The organism is Agathobaculum hominis (assembly GCF_014288055.1).
Classification (GTDB): Bacteria; Bacillota; Clostridia; order Oscillospirales; family Butyricicoccaceae; genus Agathobaculum; species Agathobaculum hominis.
On sequence record NZ_JACOPK010000002.1, the window covers coordinates 332433 to 353354 of the forward strand.

Here is a 20922-nt window from a genome sequence, read left to right on the forward strand (position 1 = left end):
CTCAGGGCGGTTTTTTCTATCTGAATATTTTTGCAGTTTTTGCAGCGCAGACTTGCAAAATCACAATGGGAAGCATATAATAAAAAATACAAAAGACAATTTTTCTTGAGAGACATAAGGGAGTGCTGAGCAGTGGCATTGAAACCGATTTCCAGAATTGCAGCGGGTGTACAGGCGTCTACGACGCTCGCCATCGACTCGCTGTTCAAGCAGATGAAGGCAGAAGGCAAGGATGTTGTCGGCTTTGGTGCCGGCGAGCCGGATTTCCCGACCCCGGAGCACATCAAGCAGGCCGGTATCGAGGCTATTGAGAACAACCAGACCAAGTACACCCCGGCCGCAGGCCTGATGGATCTGCGCAAGGCGGCGTGCTACCGTCTGAAGGAGGACTGCGGTCTGGACTATGAGCCGACGCAGATCGTCGTTGCCTCCGGCGCAAAGCACTCGGTCTATATCGCGCTGATGGCGCTGTGCAACCCGGGCGATGAGGTCGTTATCGCGGCGCCGTACTGGGTCAGCTATTCCGAGATGGTCAAGCAGGCGGGCGCGGTCCCGGTCATCGTCGCGGCGACCGAGGAGGCGGACTTCAAGATCACCGCAGAGCAGCTTGACGCCGCCATCACGGACAACACCAAGGTATTCATGCTCAATTCTCCCTCCAACCCGACCGGCATGGTCTACACCCGCGCGGAGCTGGAGGCGATCGCAGAGGTCTGCTGCCGCCGCAACGTTTACGTTATCGCGGACGAGATCTACTGCAACCTCGTATACGACAACAACGAGTTCGTTTCCTTTGCTTCGCTGAGTGAGGACGCGAAAAACCGCACCATTCTGGTCAACGGCGTATCCAAGAGCTATGCAATGACCGGCTGGCGTATCGGCTATTCGGCCTCCAACCCCGCGCTGGCCAAGGTCATGGCGAACTACCTCAGCCACTCCACCTCTGCGCCGAGCACCATCTCTCAGCACGCGGCCATCACTGCGCTGACCGGCCCGCAGGAGGATATGCAGGTCATGAAGGAAGCGTTCGAGAAGCGCCGCGACCATCTTGTCGAGCGCATGAACAGGATCGAAGGCGTTTCCTGCATCAAGCCGGAGGGCGCGTTCTATGTCATGATGAACATGACCGGCTTTATCGGCAAGACCATGTACGGCAAGGTCATCGAGTCCGCCGAGGACTTTTCGCAGCTGTTCCTGGAAAAGGGCCTGGTTGCGACCGTACCGTGCACCGCGTTTGCGGCTCCGGGCTTTGTCCGCTGGAGCTATGCGACCTCGCTGACCGAGATCGACAAGGGCCTCGACCGTCTGGAAGTATTTATCAAGAACGCCTAAAAATTTAGGATGCTGTTGCGGCACTCCGGAAGGAGTGCCGCTTTCGTTTCTTTATAAGAGCACAGCAGCCGCGCGTCAGCGCGCATAAAATAGAAATCGCTATGCGATTTCATAAGCCCGCAGGCCTCTATCCTTAAAATATTCAATGAGAGCAACCGGGGGCGTGTACCTCGGTTTTGATACTTCTGTAGGGAGAAAGTTTCTGCATGGGAACTTTCGGACGACTCGTGTTCTGCGAAGTCAGAACACATATTGTCGGAAAAACGAAGTTTTTCGACAGTATAGGCGTTTCTTTGTTTATTGCTACAAGATAGCGCAAAGAAGGGCGGTTAATCTTGAAAATCGACCGATAAAGTGGTAAACTGAAAGCAGACTGCCACAAGGCTGTTGTTTTGCTCGAATAATCAGTAAACTACACCGGAAAGGACGAAAAAAGACATGAACAACGTGTACGAAAGCCCGCTTTCTTCGCGCTATGCCTCGAAGGAGATGCTGTATAACTTCTCCTCGGACATGAAATTCTCGACCTGGCGCCGCCTGTGGGTATCGTTGGCAAAGGCTGAGATGGCGCTCGGCCTGCCCATCACCCAGGAACAGGTGGACGAGATGGAGGCGCACATCACCGATATCGACTATGATGTGGCCCGTCAGCGCGAGAAGGAGGTGCGCCATGACGTTATGGCACACGTTTACACCTTCGGCAAGGTCGCGCCCAAGGCCGCAGGCATCATCCACCTCGGTGCGACGAGCGCGTATGTCGGCGACAACACCGACATCATTCAGATCCGCGAGGGTCTGCTGCTCGTGCGCAAAAAGCTCGCGACCGTTCTGGACAAGCTCGCGCAGTTCGCCGACGCGCACAAGGCGCAGCCGACCCTCGGCTTCACCCACTTCCAGCCGGCGCAGCTGACCACCGTCGGCAAGCGCGCGACGCTCTGGATGAACGAGCTGCTGATGGACCTCGGTGAGGTCGAATACCGCATCGAGAACCTGCGCATGCTCGGCAGCAAGGGCACGACCGGCACGCAGGCCTCCTTCATGGAGCTGTTCGACGGCGACGAGAGCAAGGTCAAGGAGCTCGAGAAGCGCATTGCGGACGATTTCGGCTTCGCGGGCGTCGTTCCGGTTTCCGGCCAGACCTACTCGCGCAAGATCGACGCGCAGACCCTCGCGACCCTCGCCGGCATCGCGGAGTCCGCGTCCAAGTTCGCGACCGACCTGCGCCTGCTCCAGCACCTCAAGGAGGTCGAGGAGCCGTTCGAGAAGAACCAGATCGGTTCCTCTGCCATGCCGTACAAGCGCAATCCGATGCGCTCCGAGCGTATCTGCGCACTCGCGCGCTACGTTATCACCGACAGCCTTAACCCGGCGTTCACCTCCGCGACCCAGTGGTTCGAGCGCACGCTCGACGACTCCGCGAACAAGCGCATCTCGGTTCCCGAAGCGTTCCTCGCGGTCGACGCTATCCTCGGCATTATGATCAACGTCGTTTCCGGCCTTGTCGTTTACCCCAAGGTCATCGAGGCGCATGTGATGAACGAGCTGCCCTTCATGGCCACCGAGAACATCATGATGGACGCGGTAAAGCGCGGCGGCAACCGTCAGGAGCTGCATGAGCGCATCCGCGAGCACTCCATGGCGGCCGGCAAGCGCATCAAGGAGGAGGGACTCGAGAACGATATGGTCGACCGTATCGCAGGCGACCCGATGTTCGGCATGACGCGCGAGCAGATCCTCGAGCACCTCGACCCGTCCGCCTACATCGGCCGCTGCCCGTCGCAGGTCGATGAGTTCCTTTCCGAGTGCGTTCGCCCGGCGATCGCGCCCTATCTGACCGGCGAGGAGATCAAGGTAGAGATCAATCTGTAAAACCCGCAGCATCCGGGGCGGAAAACCGTCTCGGATGCACGACTGTGTGATTGACTTTTCTGCGCTTTTGCGCTATACTTATTCAGTTACGAATAAACCATTAAGGAGGCACTTTCATTGAAAAAGAGTGTAGTTTCCTTTATCGCTGTACTGCTGCTGATCTGTTTTCTCGGCGTTACGGCGGTAACGGGAGTGTACATTCCGGGCGGCTGGACCATGCCCTTCCGGAATGCAGAGACCACCCAGTCCGATTCTGCGGACACGCAGTCTGACGCGGCAGCATCCGACAGCACGGATACTTCCGCCGACACCACCACCGGTTCGGCTGATACGGCGCAGTCCGCCGACACCACCGCTGCATCGTCCCTCAAGGCGATCATCCCGAGCGTCCTCGACACCGACAACGGCATCCGTCTGGGTCTTGACCTGGTAGGCGGCTCCCGTATCGTTTACGAGGCAGAGATCCCGGACGGCTATAATCAGGCCAATCTCGCGGACGACATGAACTCGGTTCAGAAGGTCATCCGTCAGCGCCTGACCGACAAGGGCTTCACCGAGGCGACCGTCACCCTGACCGGCGACAACCGTGTAACGGTCGAGATCCCGCAGATCACCAACCCGGAGGAGGCTGTCCAGACCCTCGGTACCACCGCACAGCTGACCTTTATCGACGCTGACGGCAAGGAATGGCTGACCGGCTCGGACATCAAGAAGGCAACCTACGGCTATGGCCGTCCGACCGGCAACGAGGTCACCGACGTTCACTACGTTCAGGTGCAGTTTACCTCCGAGGGCCAGAAGAAGTTCGCTGAGGCGACCGGCAATATCGCGGCCCGCACCGACGGCACCAACATCATGGCCATCGTCATGGACAACCAGGTCATCTCCTCTCCGTCCGTTTCCTCTCAGATCGACAGCGACAGCTGCGTCATCTCCGGCTCGTTCACCCGCGACAGCGCATCCGAGCTGGCTGACCTGATCAACGCAGGCCAGATCCCGTTCTCCCTCAAGCAGGTAGAGCTCCGCTCGGTCGGCCCGCAGCTCGGCGCTGACGCAATGCGCACCAGCCTGATCGCAGGCGCGATCGGCATCGTGCTCGTCATGCTGTTCATGCTGATCGTTTACCGCATCCCGGGTCTCGTCGCTTCCATCGCTCTGTGCTTCTACATGGTGATCGAGGCGCTGATCTTCAGCCTGGTACGTGTCAACCTGTCCCTGCCGGGCATCGCAGGCATTATCCTGTCCATCGGCATGGCGGTAGACGCGAACGTCATCATCTTCGAGCGCGTCAAGGAAGAGCTCAAGAACGGCAAGACCGTCAAGAGCGCGATCGACTCCGGCTTCAAGCGTGCGTTCACCGCGATCCTTGACTCCAACATCACCACCCTGATCGCGTGTGCGGTGCTGTTCTTCCTCGGCACCGGTACGATCGTCGGCTTCGCCACCACGCTCGGCATCGGCGTTATCGTTTCCATGTTTACCGCGCTGACCGTTACCCACTTCCTGCTCAACCGCATGGTCGATTTCCGCATCCGCAACCCGAAGGCTTACGGCCTGCGCGACCGCGAGGCAGGCAAGCAGCGCTTTGCGATCCTCAAGAACTTCAAGATCTTCGGCGGCATCTCCGCACTGCTCGTCGTTACCGGTCTTGTCGCTCTCATCCTGCTGCCGTTCGGCAAGAACCTGTTCAACCTGAGCATTGACTTCGCGGGCGGCACCGAGATGGAGTTCAATATGCACACCGAGGTAACGCAGGACGTTCAGACCGAGGTTTCCGGCCTGTTCAAGGACGCGACCGGCGTAGACGCTTCCTCGGTCACCTCCTCCGGCGACGGCAACGAGGATGTGCTCATCCGCTCGACCTCCATCACCTCCGAGCAGCGCGCCGCAGTCATCGACAAGATGCTCGAGAAGTACAGCCTGGCTGATACCGACATCCTGAACAACAACGACGTATCCGCATCGATCGGCTCCGACCTTCAGCGCTCCGCCGTTATCTGCTCGGTGCTCGCTATCGTTCTCATGATGCTGTACATCACCTTCCGCTTCGAAATGACGAGCGGCATGGCGGCTGTATGCTGCCTGATGCATGACCTGCTGATCATGCTGAGCGTTTATGTATGGCTCCAGATTCCGCTCGACAGCAACTTCATCGCAGCGGCGCTGACCATCCTCGGCTACTCGATCAACGCATCCATCATCGTATTTGACCGCGTTCGTGAGAACCTGCGCACCGCGCGCCGCGAGGACTTCGCATCCGTCGCAGAGCGCAGCGTATGGCAGACCATGGGCCGTACCATCAACACCACGCTGACCACGCTGTTCACCATCGGCATGGTATTCATCCTCGGCGTACCGTCCCTCAAGCAGTTCACCCTGCCGCTGATCGTCGGTATCCTCGCAGGCGGCTGGTCCTCGGTACTGCTCTCGTGCAGCCTGTGGAACGTATTCCGCAAGAAGTTCCGCAAGAAGCGCATCTAATCATGAAAAAAAGGACACCTTCGGGTGTCCTTTTTGCATGCTTGTATACTAAGGCAACACCGCACAATTAAAGCGGCGGTGCTTTGCGGAAATTTTGTGCCCTGACTTTGTTGCAGTTTCACGGTAATACATCAAGTATTACCGCAAAACTGTGCCTCGTCAGTACGCAAAATTCACTCGCAAATCACTCTTGTTCAATTATGCGGTATTGCCCTAAATTGAAGTGCAGTTGTTGACATGGAGATACAACGGGTGGTATAATATCCGCAGAGTATTACAGGTTATTGTATCATGAAGGGGTGGAGCCGAATGAAATGTCCGTTTTGCGGCCATGATGACAGCAAGGTTGTTGATTCTCGACCGACCGATGAGGGAACGAGCATCCGGCGCCGGCGCGAATGCCTCAAGTGTTTCAAGCGGTTTACCACATACGAAACCGTAGAACGCATGCCGCTCATGCTCGTCAAGCGCGACGGCACGCGGCAGCCCTATGACCGGCAGAAGCTGCTCGGCGGTCTGGTCAAGGCGTGCGAGAAACGTCCGGTTTCGCTCATGCAGCTTGAGCAGATCGTGGATAATGTCGAGCAGCGCGTATTCAGTGCGCTCGAGAGCGAGGTCTCGAGCAAGACCATCGGCGAGCTGGTCATGGAGCAGCTGCGCTCGGTCGACGAGGTGGCCTATGTGCGCTTTGCGTCTGTCTACCGTCAGTTCAAGGATATCAATACTTTTATGGACGAGCTGAACACCCTGCTCAAGGACAAGTAAACAGCGAAAATCAGGGGAGCCTTTGCGCCGACGGCCGCGCGGAAGGCTCCTTTTCTTTGCATTTGGCCGGACAGTGTGGTATACTGATATCATCTGAACGTATACAGCTGGGAGGATACAGACTTGCGAGTGATGCATGTGATGGGCGGCGGCGACGTTGGCGGCGCCAAGACCCAGATTATGAATACCGTAACCGGACTGAGCCGGACAAACGACGTCATGCTGATCTCGTTCCGGGCCGGTCCGTTCGCGGACGAGGCGAGAGAACGGGGCATTGATGTGCGCGTCATCGAGCGGCACAATCCGTTCCGCGCGGCACGGACCATGCGCGATCTGGTGGACGAGTTCAAGCCGGACATCATCCACTGCCACGGCGGGCGCGCGAACCTGATGGGCGCGATGGTGCGGCGCAGCCGCCGCATCCCCATCATAACGACCGTGCATTCGGACTACCGTCTGGACTACCTCGGCAGTCCGCTCAAGCAGCACACCCTCGGCACGGCAAACGCCATCGCGCTGCGCTTTCTCGACTTCTATCAGCCGGTCGCGGACCGCATGGCGCGCACGCTCATCGAGCGCGGTTTTGACCCGGAGCGCATCGTAAAGATCTACAACGGCATGGAATTCAACCGCCCGGAGGGCGAGTTCGACCGTGCAGCCTACCTCCGCGAGACCTACGGCGCGGAGATCGAGGAGGGGGATGTGCTCTGCGGCATCGCGGCGCGTCTGACCGCCGTCAAGGACATCGCGACGACCGTGCGCGGCTTCGCGGAGGCGCTCAAGACCGCGCCGCAGCTGCGCCTGTTCATCGCAGGCGACGGCGAGGATGCGGATATGCTGAAAAAGCTGTGCGACCAGCTCGGCGTGCGCGAGCGCGTGACGTTCTGCGGCTGGGTTTCGCCCGTCATGCCGTTTTTCCGTGCGATGGACATCAATCTGCTGTCCTCGGTGTCCGAGACCTTCCCGTACTCCATTCTCGAGGGCGTGTGCGCCGGCTGCGCGACCATCTGCTCGGACGTCGGCGGCATGCCGGAGCTCATCGACACGGGCGAGAACGGCTATATCTTCCCGGTCGGAGACGACAAAAAGCTCGCGGAATACATGGCGCGGCTCGCGAACGACGCGGCGCTCCGCCATACCTTCGCGGAGGCGCTCTACGCCAAGGCGTCCCGGGATTTCTCCAAGGACAAGATGTGTGAGCGGCAGGAGGCGAACTACCGCCATGTCATCGCGCGCTTTCACCGGCCGAAGGACGAACGCGAGAGCATCGTCATCTGCGGCGCATACGGACGCGGCAACGCGGGCGACGACGCCATTCTTGAGGCGATCGTGCAGGAGATGCGTGAGCTCGATCCGCTGCGCACCATCACGGTCATGTCGCGCCGCCCGCGCGAGACCCGTGTGGTCTACCGCACGAACGCGGTTTATACATTCAACGTGTTTTCCGTGCTGCGGAAGTTCCGCCGCGCCGCGCTCTACATCAACGGCGGCGGCTCGCTCATGCAGGACGTCACCTCGACGCGCTCGCTGTGGTATTACTGCTACACGCTCCGCGCGGCGAAAAAGCGCGGCTGCAAGGTCATGATGTACGGCTGCGGCATCGGCCCGATCAACCGCGCGGCCAACCGCAAAATGGCCGCAAAGACCATCGACGCCTCGGTCGACCGCATCACGCTGCGCGACGACAATTCCCGTGCGCTGCTGAGCGAAATGGGCGTTGTGCATCCGGATATCTGCGTGTCTGCCGACCCGACCATCATCCTGACGCCAGCGCCGCACGAGATCGTCAATCTCGCGCTCGAAAAGTGCGGCATCGACCCGGACGGGAGCTATATCGGCTTCGGCCTGCGCAACTGGAAGGGACTGGACGACGCGCTGCCCGAGATCGCGGCGGCGGCGGACTATGCCTATGAAAAGCACGGCCTCACGCCGGTGTTCGTGCCCATCGAGTTCCCGAGCGACCTCATGCCGGCCGAGCGCGTGGGCGCGCTGCTGCACTGCCCGTGGCACGCGGTCCGTATCCGCCAGCCGATCGAGACGACCATCGGCATTCTCGCGCGCATGAAAACCGTCGTGGGCATTCGCCTGCACTCGCTGATGTTCTCGGCAGGGCAGGGCGTGCCGGTCGTCGGCATGAGCTACGACATCAAGGTGGACGGTTTCCTCAAGTATATCGGCAGCCGGACCTGCCTTCAGCTCTCGTCCGTCCGAGCGGACGAGCTGTGCCGCCTGATCGACGAGTGCGTTTCGGGCGCGCTCGACAGCGAGGTACACCGCACGGCGGAAATGCTGCGCGACAGGGAACAGGAAAACGTAAAGGGGGCAGCCGCGCTGCTCCGTCTGTCCGGGGACTGATATCTGACCGGCAGTCTGTGTTTTCTTCGCGCTTAAACAACCAAAAGGGGTTATGATATGAAAAACCATGTCGTTTGTCTTTCGACAACCAACTATCATCCGCTGCCGACGCGCAAGCAGAACGTCATGAGCCGGCTGCGGAACAGCGAGGTGCTGTATTTCGACCCTCCGGTGTCGATCATCGCGCCGCTCAAGGATAAAAAGGCCTCCGCCTATATCAGTAAATACAGGCAGCCCGGCGAAAAGGTCGAGGGGCATGAGAACATCACGGTCTATGCCCTGCCGCCCGTGCTGCCGTTCTTCAACAAGTTCCGCTGGGTGAACCGGCTCAACCAGAAGCGTCAGGCGGCTTTCGTGCGCAGAAAGATGCGAGAGCACGGCTTCGGAGACGAGACCGTGCTGTGGTGCTATTCGCCGTCCTCCTGCGACATCGTCGAGCAGGTGCCGCACAGCAGTCTGGTCTATGACTGCGTGGACCGCCATTCCGCCTACAAGGGCCACATTACGCCCGAGGTCGTGGACGGCATGGAGCGCGACCTTGCGAAGCCGGCGGATCAGGTGTTCGCGACTGCGGTCGGTCTCGCGGAGACGCTCGAAAAGATCAACCCGACCACGAAAATGATCCCGAACGGCGCGGCCTACGAGATCTTCTCGCGCGTGCAGACCGAAAAGGACGCGCTCTCCTGTCCGGAGGACATGAAGGAGCTGGGGCACCCGGTCTACGGCTTTGTCGGCATGCTGCAGGAGTGCATCGACTACGCGCTCATCGAAAAGCTCGCGAAGGAGCGCCCGGACGCGACCATCTTCCTCATCGGCCGCACGCTGCCCGGCGTCGATCTGTCGCATCTGAAGCAGTACAAAAATATCGTGTTCCACGGACTCGTGCCGCAGCCCGAGCTGCCGGCCTACCTCGCACAGATGGACGTCTGTCTGAACGTATTCCGGGCGGGCGCGCTTTCCAAGGACGTTTCGCCGCTCAAGTTCTATGAGTATCTCGCGACCGGCAAGCCGGTCGTTTCGACCCGTGAGCCGCTTCAGGTCGAGGATTTCAGGGATGTGGTGTATATCGCGCATGATGCGGACGAATTTCTCGCGCTGTGCGACGAGGCGGCGTGCGAAAATGCACCGGAAAAGGTCGAAAAGCGCCTTGCCTACGGCGAGCAGTGCTCGTGGACCGAGCGCGTCCGGCAGATGGAGGACGTCCTGTATAAAAAGGGCGTTCTGCACGAAAGCCCGGAAAAGTAACGGGTAAGTTTGGGCATTTGCACAAAGAAAAGAAAAAACGTGTAAAAGCCTTGCATTGCAAGGTTTAATTCGATAGAATATTGTTGTAACACCACCGATAGTTTCAGGAAAGAGGTGCAGCACATGACCGGCAGCGTATTCTTAAAGCGAGATGCAATCGCACAGTTCTGCGTTTTCGGGGATTACTGCAATTTTTTTGGCATCGGTGCAGCTAATTGAGCATCTTTAGGACACGGGTATATCTCCGTGTCCTAATTTGTTTTTGAGGAGGAATATCACATGAAAAAGGTTCTGGTCGTCATGGGCTCGGACAGCGATCTCAAGGTGATGGAAAAATGCGTCGATCGCCTGAAGTCCTTCGACATTCCCGTCGAGGTCCGCATCTGCTCGGCACACCGCACCCCGGCTGTCGCAGAGCAGCTTGCGAAGAATGCGGCGGCGGAGGGCTTCGGCGTCATCATCGCGGCGGCAGGCAAGGCAGCGCATCTGGGCGGCGTTCTCGCAGCCTACACCACGCTCCCGGTCATCGGCGTTCCGATGGCGACGAGCGTGATGGGCGGCATGGACAGCCTGCTTTCCATCGTGCAGATGCCCAAGGGCATCCCGGTCGCAACGGTCGCGATCGACGGCGCGGACAACGCAGCCATCCTCGCGGCGCAGATGATCGCGCTGTCGGATGAGGCTCTCGCAGCCAGACTCACGGCCTTCAAGGCCGACATGGCAGCAGAAGTGACCGCAAAGGACGAAAAGGTTCGCGCACAGTTCGCGTAACCCGTATCCCCGGCGAGGTAAAGGCGCTCCGCCGCTTCCATTGACGGCGCGGCGTACAACCTGCAAACGCTGACCGGGAGCAGCGCTTCCGGTCCCGGAGCAGTTTCAAATTAACACACATATATTAAAATGGAGGAATTGGACATGGAAAAGAAAGAACAGCTGTACGAAGGCAAGGCCAAGAAGGTATTTGCGACCGACGACCCGAATCTGGTCATCGTAGACTACAAGGACGACGCGACCGCATTCAATGGCCTCAAGAAGGGCTCGATCGCCGGCAAGGGCGTCATCAACAACGTCATGAGCAACCATATGTTCCAGCTGCTGGAGAAGCAGGGCGTGCCGACGCATTTCGTTGAGCAGCTCTCCGAGCGCGAGACTCTGGTCAAGAAGGTCTCCATCGTGCCGCTCGAGGTCATCATCCGCAACATTTCCGCCGGTTCCTTCGCCAAGCGCTTCGGCGTTGAGGAAGGTATCGTGTTCGACGAGCCGACCATCGAGTTCTCCTACAAGAACGACGACCTCGGCGATCCGCTGATGAACGCTTACCACGCTGTAGCGCTCAAGGCGGCGACCCGCGAGGAGATCGAGACCATCAAGTCCATGGCGTTCAAGGTAAACGAGGTCATGAAGCAGTACTTCGACTCGCTGAACGTTATCCTCGTTGACTTCAAGCTCGAGTTCGGCAAGACCGCCGACGGCAAGATCGTTCTGGCGGACGAAATCTCCCCGGATACCTGCCGCCTGTGGGACAAGACCACTAAGGAGAAGCTCGACAAGGACCGCTTCCGCCGCGATCTGGGCGGTGTCGAAGAGGCATATCAGGAGATCATGAAGCGCGTCATGGGCAAGTAAGCCGCGCGCACGGACAGGAAAAGGCTAAATATTCTATGAAATATCGTATTAAAAGACAGAGCAGCACTCCGTTTGACAAGGTACACGAGGAGTGCGGCGTATTCGGCATCGCGGCGCCCGAGGGCAAGGAAATCTCCGCCGCACACGACGCCTACACCGCGCTGTTCGCATTGCAGCACCGCGGTCAGGAGGCAGCCGGCATCGCCGTCAACAAAAACGGCGTGATCCACTGCCATAAGGACGTTGGTCTGGTCAGCTCGGTTTTCGACCAGAAAACGCTCGACAGGATGCCGGGTTCCATGGCGATCGGCCATGTCCGCTACTCTACGACCGGCGACACGCGCCGCGAGAATGCACAGCCGATCTCCATCACCCATGTCAAGGGCAACCTCGCCGTTGCGCACAACGGCAACCTCGTAAACGCGGGTGAGCTGCGCCGCGAGATCGAGCTGGACGGCGGCATTTTCCGTTCCTCGAACGATACCGAGGTCCTGGTCTACACCATCGTCAAGGAGCGCCTCAAGTGCGCCTCCATCGAGGAGGCCGTGCTGAGCACCATGAAGCGCATCGAGGGCGCGTATTCGCTCGTGGTCATGTCCCCGCGCAAGCTGATCGCTGCGCGCGACCCCCACGGCTTCCGTCCGCTCTGCATCGGTCTGCTGGACGGCGACTGCTATGTATTCGCCTCCGAGACCTGCGCGCTCGACGCGCTCGGCGCAAAGTTCGTCCGCGACGTGGAGCCGGGCGAGGTCTGTGTCGTTGAAAACGGCAAGCTGCGCAGCATGCACTGCGACATCAAGTGCAAGACCTCTGCGTGCGTATTTGAGTATATCTATTTCGCCCGTCCGGACTCGATCATCGACGGCGCGTCGGTAGAGCTTGCCCGTCAGGAGGCCGGCAAGTATCTGTCCATCGAGCATCCGGTCGGCGCAGATGTCGTCATCGGCGTGCCCGACTCGGGCATCCCGGCGGCGATCGGCTACGCGAAGTTTTCGGGCATCCCGTACGGCGTGGGCCTGATCAAGAACCGCTATATCGCCCGTACCTTTATCCAACCCGGTCAGGACAAGCGCGAGCGCTCGGTGCGTCTCAAGCTGAACGCCCTGCGCACCGCAATCGAGGGCAAGCGCGTCATCATGGTCGATGACTCGATCGTTCGCGGCACGACCTGCGGCCGTCTGGTCAAGCTGCTGCGCGACGCAGGCGCGGCCGAGGTCCATATGCGCATTTCTGCGCCCCCGTTCCGCCACCCCTGCTTCTTCGGCACCGACATCCCCGAGCGCAGCCAGCTGCTCGCGCACAACCGCACGGTAGAAGAGATGCGCGAGATCATCGGCGTCGATTCGCTCGGCTTCCTGTCGCTCGAGGCCTGCCGCAAGATCGCAGTCGGCTGCAAGCTCGGCTTCTGCGATGCGTGCTTCTCGGGCGAGTACCCCATCCCGGTACCGGACGAGGCGGAGAAGAACATGTTCGAGATGGAAATCCCTCTCGGCAGCAAAGAGTAAAGACTTTCTGGAAAGTGAGTGTGTAAATATGAGTGAGAGCCGTTCTGAGAGCTACAAGGCAGCCGGTGTAGACGTCACCGCAGGTTACGAGGCAGTCAAGCTGATGAAGCCGATGGTCGAGAGCACCTACGTCAAGGGCGTTATGGGTACGCTCGGCGGCTTCGGCGGTCTGTTCCGCCCGGAGTTCAAGGGCATGGCCGACCCCATTCTGGTTTCCGGCACGGACGGCGTGGGCACCAAGCTCAAGCTGGCGTTCCTGATGGACAAGCATGACACGGTCGGCATCGACTGCGTTGCCATGTGCGTCAACGACATCGCCTGCTGCGGTGCACAGCCGCTGTTCTTCCTCGACTATATCGCAGTCGGCAAAAACCAGCCCGCAAAGATCGCGCAGATGGTATCGGGCATCGCAGAGGGCTGCCGTCAGGCAGGCTGCGCGCTGATCGGCGGCGAGACCGCCGAGATGCCGGGCTTCTATCCGGTAGACGAGTACGACATGGCCGGCTTCTCGGTCGGCATGGTCGACAAGGAGAAGATGATCGACGGCACGACCATCAAGCCGGGCGATGCGCTGATCGGCGTTGCGTCCTCGGGCGTACATTCCAACGGCTATTCCCTCGTGCGCAAGACCCTCGGCATCAACGAGAAGTCGGTCCGCCGCTATATCGATGAGTTCGGCAAGAGCCTCGGCGAGGAGCTGCTGACCCCGACCAAGATCTACGTCAAGGCGATCCAGTCGCTCATCGGCAAGGTAGACGTCAAGGGCATCAGCCACATCACCGGCGGCGGCTTTTATGAGAACGTGCCGCGCATGCTGCCGGAGGGCATCGTCGCGAAGATCGAGAAGAAGGCCGTTCCGGTTCCGCCGGTATTCGACCTGATCGCAAAGACCGGCAAGATCCCGGAGCGCGATATGTACAATACGTTCAACATGGGCGCAGGTCTGGTGCTGGCTGTCGCAGCAGAGGACGTTTCCCGTGCGGTCGCAGCGATCTCCGCTGCGGGCGAGACGGCGTTCGTCATCGGCGAGTGCACTGCCGGCGCAGAAAAGGGCGTAGAGCTGGTATAACAGGAGAAAACGGGCGCTTTGCCGCCCGTTTCCCATCGAAACGCGCACGACTGTGCGAAAATTCTGGAGAATACAAATGACTAATATTGCAGTTCTGGTTTCGGGCGGCGGAACCAACCTTCAGGCGCTCATCGACGCCGAGGCGGCAGGAAAGATCGAAAACGGCGGCATCCGTCTTGTCGTTTCGTCCAATCCGAACGCCTTCGCGCTCGAGCGGGCGGCGAAGGCAGGCATCGAGACCGCCGTGCTGCGCCGAAAGGAATACGACTCGGCGGAGCGCTACGGCGAGGCGCTCGACGCGCTGCTGCGCGAAAAGGAGATCGGTCTTATCGTCCTGGCGGGCTTTATGACCGTGCTGCCCGACAGCTTTTGTGCAAAGTATGAAAACCGCATCATCAATGTCCACCCGTCGCTCATCCCGTCGTTCTGCGGCGAGGGATTTTACGGCCTGCGCGTGCATGAGGCGGCGCTCGCCAAGGGCGTCAAGGTCACGGGCGCGACCGTGCACTTCGTCAGCGAGGTCGTAGACGGCGGCGCGATCATCGCGCAGAAGGCCGTCGAGGTTGAGCCGGGAGACACCCCGGAGAGCCTTCAGAAGCGCGTGATGCAGAATGCGGAATGGATCCTGCTGCCGCAGGCAGTGTCGGATTTCTGCGCCGGCAGACTTTCGGTCAGCGGCGCCATCGTTACAAGACAGGAGTGACAGCTATGAGCAAGAACGTTTTTGACATCGGCCAGGAGCTGATGAGCAATGCATATCCGGGCCGCGGCATCATTCTCGGCCGCACGCCGGACAATAAGAAAAATGTGATCGCATATTTCATTATGGGCCGCTCGGAGAACAGCCGCAACCGCGTGTTCACCGAGACCGAGGACGGCATCCGCACCGAGGCGTTCGACCCGTCCAAGATGGTCGACCCGTCACTGATCATCTATCATCCGGTCCGCCTGTATGACGGCACGCTCGTCGTGACCAACGGTGACCAGACCGACACCATCGTCGATTTCCTCAAGCAGGGCAAGAGCTACTTTGAGGCGCTCCGCACCCGTCAGTTTGAGCCGGATGCACCCAACTACACCTCCCGCATCTCGGGCGTGGTCAATCCGGACGGCTCCTACAGCCTGTCCATCCTCAAGAACTTCACCTCGGACCGCACCGCGAACAAGCGCTTTTTCTACGAGTATGACAAGCCGGTTGCCGGTCTGGGTCACTTCATCCATACCTACCAGTGCGACGGCGATCCGCTGCCGCCGTTCCGCGGCGAGCCGAAGTGCATCCGCATCGAGCTGCCGATCAAGGAATTCACCAACCTGCTCTGGAACAGCCTCAACGAGCAGAACAAGGTCTCGCTCTTCGTCCGCTACGTCGACCTCGAGACCGGCGAATATGAGCAGGAGATCCGCAACAAGAACGCAGAATAACTGCGATCTGATGAGCAGAAAGGACTATTTATGAAAGAATTAGCCTTAAAGTACGGCTGCAACCCGAACCAGAAGCCGGCCCGCATCTTCATGACCGAGGGCGAGCTCCCCATCGAGGTTCTCAACGGCAAGCCGGGTTATATCAACTTCTGCGACGCTTTCAACTCGTGGCAGCTCGTCCGCGCGCTCAAGAAGGCGACCGGCATGCCGGCAGCAGCCTCCTTCAAGCACGTTTCTCCGGCCGGCGCGGCGCTCGGAAAGCCGCTGACCGATATTGAGAAGCAGATGTACTTTGTCGATACCGACAAGGAGCTGTCTCCCATTGCCTGCGCCTACATCCGCGCACGCGGCGCGGATCGTCTGTGCTCCTACGGCGACTGGGCGGCGCTGTCCGACATCTGCGACGCGGACACCGCATCCTATCTTGCGCACGAGGTTTCCGACGGCATCATCGCCCCGGATTTCACCGCAGAAGCGCTCGAGATCCTGAAAACCAAGCGCAAGGGCGGCTATAACGTGGTCAAGATCGACCCGGACTACGAGCCGAAGCCGATCGAGCAGCGCGACATTTTCGGCATCCGCTTCGAGCAGGGCTACAACAACTACGAGATCAGCGAGAGCCTGCTGAACAACATCGTTACCGAGAACAAGGATCTGCCGGAGAGCGCGAAGCACGACATGATCCTCGCGCTCATCACGCTCAAGTACACCCAGTCCAACTCGGTCTGCTACGTCAAGGACGGCATGACCATCGGTGTCGGCGCGGGTCAGCAGAGCCGTATCCACTGCACCCGTCTCGCGGGCAGCAAGGCGGACAACTGGTTCATTCGTCAGCATCCGAAGGTGCTCGGCCTTCAGTTCGTTGACGGCATCCGCCGCCCGGACCGCGACAACGCCATCGACGTTTATACCTCGGATGAGTACGAGGATGTCCTCGCAGAGGGCGTATGGCAGAAGACCTTCAAGGTAAAGCCTGAGGTGCTCACCGCAGAGGAGAAAAAGGCGTGGATCGCGAAGAACACCGGCGTTACCGTCGGCTCGGATGCGTTCTTCCCGTTTGGTGACAACGTAGAGCGCGCACGCAAGTCCGGCGTTCAGTACATTGTACAGCCGGGCGGCTCCATCCGCGACGACAACGTGATCGAGACCGCGAACAAGTACGGCATCACGATGGCGTTCACCGGTATGCGCCTGTTCCATCATTAATGAAACTGCTCAAAGGGTATTATGCCTATTTAGCTGTGGCGGGCGGATTCCTGCTCAGCTTTGCCGCAAAGGACAACTGGGCGCTGCAAATGCTGGCATACGGGCTCATTTCGGCCGGTGCGCTGTCGCTGCAAGGTGTGTCGCGCTGGTATATGCGCGCGAGCGTTGCCGCCGATGTCAAGATGGTGTTCTCGCTCGTGCTCGGCCCGGCCGTTATCCCGGTGGGACTACTCCGCATCGCGCTGTATTACATCGGCCTTGTGCCGCTGCTGCTCACCGGCTGTATGCTGCTGCTGGGCGTGAAAGAGCAGATGCAGAAGATCGAGCACAGCACGCTGCCCGAATGGGCACTGCTGGCAGTCTGGAGCGCAGGCTACATCCTCGTGCTCGTGAGCGCACCCGGCTGGCTGAACGACTATCTGTTCAACACCGTCTGGACACTGGCGAACAGCCTCATCTCCATCGGCGGTGTGGCACTCATCGTTGAAATGTTCCGCGCACAGCGCATATACCTACAAACGGAGGAACAATAAATGAAAGTTTTGGTTATCGGCGGCGGCGGCCGTGAGCACGCCATCGTCCATACATTGAAAAAAAGCCCCAAGGTTGACCATATCTGGTGCGCCCCGGGCAACGGCGGCATCGCCGCTGAGGCGGAGTGCGTTGCCATCAAGGCGACCGACATCGACGGCATGGTCGCGTTCGCGAAGGAGAACAAGCCGGATCTCGTTATGGTAGCGCCGGATGATCCGCTCGCGCTCGGCATGGTTGACGCGCTCGAGGCCGCTGGCATCCGCGCCTTCGGTCCGCGCAAGAACGCTGCCATCATCGAGGGCAGCAAGTCCTTTGCCAAGGATCTGATGCAGAAATACAATATCCCGACCGCAGGCTACGCTGTTTTTGAGAACTCGGCGGACGCGATCGAGTACATCAAGAAGAACGGCGCGCCGATCGTTGTCAAGGCGGATGGCCTTGCGCTCGGCAAGGGTGTTACGGTCGCCATGACCGAGGAAGAAGCCATTGAGGCGGTCAAGGACGCAATCGACGGCGGTGCATTCGGCGGCGCCGGTGCGCGCGTCGTCATCGAGGAGTTCCTCACCGGCCCCGAGGTCTCTGTTCTCGCGTTCGTGGACGGCAAGCACCTCAAGACCATGCCGTCTGCGCAGGATCACAAGCGCGCCTACGACCATGACGAAGGCCCGAACACCGGCGGTATGGGCGCTTTCTCGCCGTCCCGCTTCTATACCGACGACATCGCGGCGGAGTGTATGGAGACTATCTTCAAGCCGACCGTTGCTGCGATGGAAAAAGAGGGCCGTCCGTTCAAGGGTGTGCTGTATTTCGGTCTGATGCTGACCCCGAAGGGCCCTCGTGTCATCGAGTACAACGCCCGCTTCGGCGACCCGGAGACGCAGGCAGTCCTGTCCCGCCTGGACACCGACCTGTTCGATATTTTCAATGCGGTCATCGACGAAAAGCTCGAGGATATCGACATCAAGTGGGCGGACAACGCAGCGTGCTGCGTCTGCATGGCGTCCGGCGGCTATCCGAAGGCTTACGAGAAGGGCAAGGAGATCACCGGTCTGGACGATGTGACCGATTCGTTCGTGTTCCACGCAGGCACCGCTGTCAAGGACGGCAGGCTCGTCACGAACGGCGGCCGTGTCCTCGGCGTGACTGCGACTGCGCCCACGCTCGATGAGGCTATCCGCAAAGCCTATGCCGATGTGAAGAAGATCCACTTTGACAAGGTGCATTACCGCACGGATATCGGTGTAAAGTAAAAATTCCGCTTTATTACAGGGTGGGCTGAACTTGGCCCACCCTGTATTCTGCGTTAATGGAAGAAAGGGAAAAGAAATGAAAACTGAACAGCAAAATCAGATTTTAGGCTGTATGAATGACGTACTGAACCAGAACGGCTTCCGTGCGGAGATCATGCAGCAGGAGGGCGCGCCGACCATTCTCCGCTGCGAGGCGATGCGACAGGGCAAGGTCGCGAAGGACGTTGTGATCGAGGCATGCTTTATCCCGATGCAGCTTCCGGACGAAAACATGGGTCTGCTCCAATTCTTCGTGACGCTCTTTCAGGGCGCTCCCGAGGAGCACAAGGTGCAGCTGCACCGTGCCTGCGACTATTGCAACGGCTTCTGTGCGCTCGGCGCATTCGGCTTTTATGAGCAGGCGGGCCAGATCTACCTCAAGCACAATACGCTCGTTGACGGCTCTCTCGAGCTGGACAAGATCATCCCGTTTGTGGCGGATAATATCTCCGTGCTGCTCGCGGCAGTCTCCCGCTTTATCGACGGCCTCGCGCAGGTCGCATATGCCGGCATGACGCTCGATGCGGTCATTGATCAGGAGCTGTTCCCGAAAATGAATTAAAAAAGGCTCTGTTCGCGGTGTAAACCGGCAGAACAGAGCCTTTTTATTACAGTTTTTCCAGTTGGAAAGGAGTGGTCTGGTAGACGTAGTAGTTGATCCAGTTGGTGTAGAAAAGGTGGGCGTGCGCTTTCCAGGTGACGAGAACGTCCGCAGACGGGTCATCGTTACGGAAATAGTGCTTAGGCACATCAGGGTTCAGACCCTTCGCGAGGTCGCGCTCGTATTCCTTTTTCAGCGTGTCCGAGTCGTATTCGCCGTGGCCGAGTATAAAAATCTGCCGGCCGTTGACGGCCTCTACGATATAAACACCGGCCTCGTGGGACTCTGCGAGCAGGCGCAGTTCGGAATGCTTGCGGATGTCGTCGGCGCGGACTTCGGTGTGGCGCGAGTGCGGCGCACAGAACACGTCGTCAAAGCCGCGCATGAGCGGCTCCTTCGGGTAGAGAACGTGATGGCGGAAAATGCCGGACATTTTCTCGGGCAGCAGATATTTCTGGATGCCGTAATGGTGGTACAGACCGGCCTGTGCGCCCCAGCAGATGTGCAGCGTGGAATGAACGTGCGTTTTCGTCCATTCCATGATTTCAACCAGCTCGTCCCAGTACTCGACCTCCTCGAACGGCATCAGCTCGACCGGTGCGCCGGTGATGATAAAGCCGTCGTATTTCTGGTCGCGAATGTCGTCAAAGGTCTTGTAGAACGTCAGGAGATGATCCTCGGGCGTGTTTTTGGAGTGATAGGTCTTGGTCTGGATGAGGTCGACCTCGATCTGAATGGGTGTGTTGGACAGACAGCGCAGGATCTGCGTCTCGGTCACGATCTTGAGCGGCATCAGATTGAGAATGGCGATGCGGAGCGGACGAATGCGCTGGGTCGTCGCGCGGTGTTCGGTCATAACGAAGATGTTTTCGCTCTCGAGAACCGCACGCGCCGGCAGGCTGTCGGGAATTTTTATCGGCAAGAGAAGCACCTCTTTAGAATGATTATGGTAAGTATAAGTAACGCTGCGGTTTGATGCGCAGCGTTCTATACTTATTATAACAGAGGAAACAGAAAACGACAAGTTTTAAGAAATATGAAAAAACCTGAAAATTTTTGTTGACAGGAGGGGGACTGCTGTGGTATTCTATTAAGGCTGTCGCTGAGAGGCGCGGCGGTCGAACTGAAAAGCGGTTTGAAAAGAACGAAAAAAGTTCTTGACAAACGGATTTCGGTTTGATATAATAAATAAGCTGTTTCGAAAGAGACGGCGGTCAGAAAAGTTTGATTTTTGAAAGATCTGCCTCAAAAACTTCGAAAAAAGTTTTAAAAAAGTTCTTGACAAATGAAAAACAGTCTGATATAATAAATAAGCTGTTGAAAAGCAGTTAAGAACTTCGAAAAGTTCTGAAAAATGCTTGAAAACAGCAGATTGTACCTTGTAAATTAAACAACGATGTGCTTAAAATTTTGTTCGATATGAACAAGGTTGTAGTGCGAACCTGAAATTTCTAGAGTTTTTTACTCTTGGTAAATCGCTGGAAGTCACAACTCCAGTTAAAACAAAGTGACACGTCAGACTCTAAAGTCGGTTAAAACGAAGGAAACTTCGTCTTAATACAATTTTTAGAGAGTTTGATCCTGGCTCAGGATGAACGCTGGCGGCGTGCCTAACACATGCAA

Annotated in this window: 17 protein-coding genes and 1 rRNA gene; 17 read left to right on the forward strand and 1 reads right to left on the reverse strand. The window is 58.5% G+C overall.

From position 1 onward, the window contains the following. Positions 1-138: 138 nt before the first annotated feature. The 16 genes from H8S02_RS03405 to H8S02_RS03480 all read left to right on the forward strand — a co-directional run bounded on the left by H8S02_RS03405 (position 139) and on the right by H8S02_RS03480 (position 19260). On the forward strand, positions 139-1332 hold the full coding sequence (locus H8S02_RS03405; protein ID WP_118684473.1) for a pyridoxal phosphate-dependent aminotransferase: 1194 nt from the start codon (positions 139-141) through the stop codon (positions 1330-1332). A 438-nt stretch (positions 1333-1770) separates the two neighbouring features. After that, positions 1771-3201, forward strand: coding sequence for an adenylosuccinate lyase (gene purB / locus H8S02_RS03410; protein WP_118683830.1), 1431 nt, complete (start codon positions 1771-1773; stop codon positions 3199-3201). Positions 3202-3318: 117 nt separating this feature from the next. Next, a complete protein-coding gene (secD, locus tag H8S02_RS03415; protein WP_186969302.1) occupies positions 3319-5682 on the forward strand; it encodes a protein translocase subunit SecD in 2364 nt (787 codons plus the stop codon). Between the two features lie 309 nt (positions 5683-5991). After that, positions 5992-6447, forward strand: a complete 456-nt coding sequence (gene nrdR, locus H8S02_RS03420; protein ID WP_118683826.1) for a transcriptional regulator NrdR — start codon at positions 5992-5994, stop codon at positions 6445-6447. A gap of 132 nt (positions 6448-6579) precedes the next feature. Further along, complete coding sequence (gene csaB, locus H8S02_RS03425; protein ID WP_243166404.1) at positions 6580-8802, forward strand: polysaccharide pyruvyl transferase CsaB; 2223 nt, start codon at positions 6580-6582, stop codon at positions 8800-8802. 57 nt (positions 8803-8859) lie between these two features. Beyond that, positions 8860-10047: a glycosyltransferase gene (locus tag H8S02_RS03430; RefSeq protein WP_186969304.1), complete on the forward strand. Its 1188-nt coding sequence runs from the start codon at positions 8860-8862 to the stop codon at positions 10045-10047. 279 nt (positions 10048-10326) lie between these two features. Further along, complete coding sequence (gene purE / locus H8S02_RS03435) at positions 10327-10818, forward strand: 5-(carboxyamino)imidazole ribonucleotide mutase (protein ID WP_186969305.1); 492 nt, start codon at positions 10327-10329, stop codon at positions 10816-10818. A 144-nt stretch (positions 10819-10962) separates the two neighbouring features. Beyond that, the gene (gene purC / locus H8S02_RS03440; protein ID WP_118683818.1) at positions 10963-11673 is read left to right on the forward strand and encodes a phosphoribosylaminoimidazolesuccinocarboxamide synthase; all 711 of its coding nucleotides are present in this window, start codon (positions 10963-10965) and stop codon (positions 11671-11673) included. Between the two features lie 35 nt (positions 11674-11708). After that, positions 11709-13178 (forward strand): amidophosphoribosyltransferase, encoded by a 1470-nt coding sequence (gene purF, locus H8S02_RS03445; protein WP_186969306.1) that lies wholly within the window; start codon positions 11709-11711, stop codon positions 13176-13178. A 28-nt stretch (positions 13179-13206) separates the two neighbouring features. Then, positions 13207-14247 carry a phosphoribosylformylglycinamidine cyclo-ligase gene (purM, locus tag H8S02_RS03450; RefSeq protein WP_186969307.1) on the forward strand — a complete coding sequence of 347 codons (1041 nt, stop codon included), beginning with the start codon at positions 13207-13209 and terminating at the stop codon, positions 14245-14247. 76 nt (positions 14248-14323) lie between these two features. Continuing rightward, a complete protein-coding gene (gene purN, locus H8S02_RS03455) occupies positions 14324-14950 on the forward strand; it encodes a phosphoribosylglycinamide formyltransferase (protein WP_186969308.1) in 627 nt (208 codons plus the stop codon). A gap of 5 nt (positions 14951-14955) precedes the next feature. Beyond that, positions 14956-15669, forward strand: coding sequence for an IMP cyclohydrolase (locus H8S02_RS03460; RefSeq protein WP_186969309.1), 714 nt, complete (start codon positions 14956-14958; stop codon positions 15667-15669). Between the two features lie 30 nt (positions 15670-15699). Then, positions 15700-16875 (forward strand): phosphoribosylaminoimidazolecarboxamide formyltransferase, encoded by a 1176-nt coding sequence (locus tag H8S02_RS03465; RefSeq protein WP_186969310.1) that lies wholly within the window; start codon positions 15700-15702, stop codon positions 16873-16875. Between the two features lie 35 nt (positions 16876-16910). After that, a complete protein-coding gene (locus H8S02_RS03470) occupies positions 16911-17408 on the forward strand; it encodes a hypothetical protein (RefSeq protein WP_186969311.1) in 498 nt (165 codons plus the stop codon). After that, positions 17409-18659 carry a phosphoribosylamine--glycine ligase gene (gene purD, locus H8S02_RS03475; protein WP_186969312.1) on the forward strand — a complete coding sequence of 417 codons (1251 nt, stop codon included), beginning with the start codon at positions 17409-17411 and terminating at the stop codon, positions 18657-18659. A 112-nt stretch (positions 18660-18771) separates the two neighbouring features. Continuing rightward, a complete protein-coding gene (locus H8S02_RS03480; protein WP_186969313.1) occupies positions 18772-19260 on the forward strand; it encodes a type III secretion system chaperone family protein in 489 nt (162 codons plus the stop codon). 46 nt (positions 19261-19306) lie between these two features. Here the strand turns inward: H8S02_RS03480 and metA are convergent, their stop codons facing one another. Next, on the reverse strand, positions 19307-20221 hold the full coding sequence (gene metA / locus H8S02_RS03485; protein WP_186969314.1) for a homoserine O-acetyltransferase MetA: 915 nt from the start codon (positions 20219-20221) through the stop codon (positions 19307-19309). A 641-nt stretch (positions 20222-20862) separates the two neighbouring features. Between metA and H8S02_RS03490 the strand changes: the two genes are divergently transcribed. After that, positions 20863-20922, forward strand: a 16S ribosomal RNA gene (locus H8S02_RS03490); the annotation flags it as partial.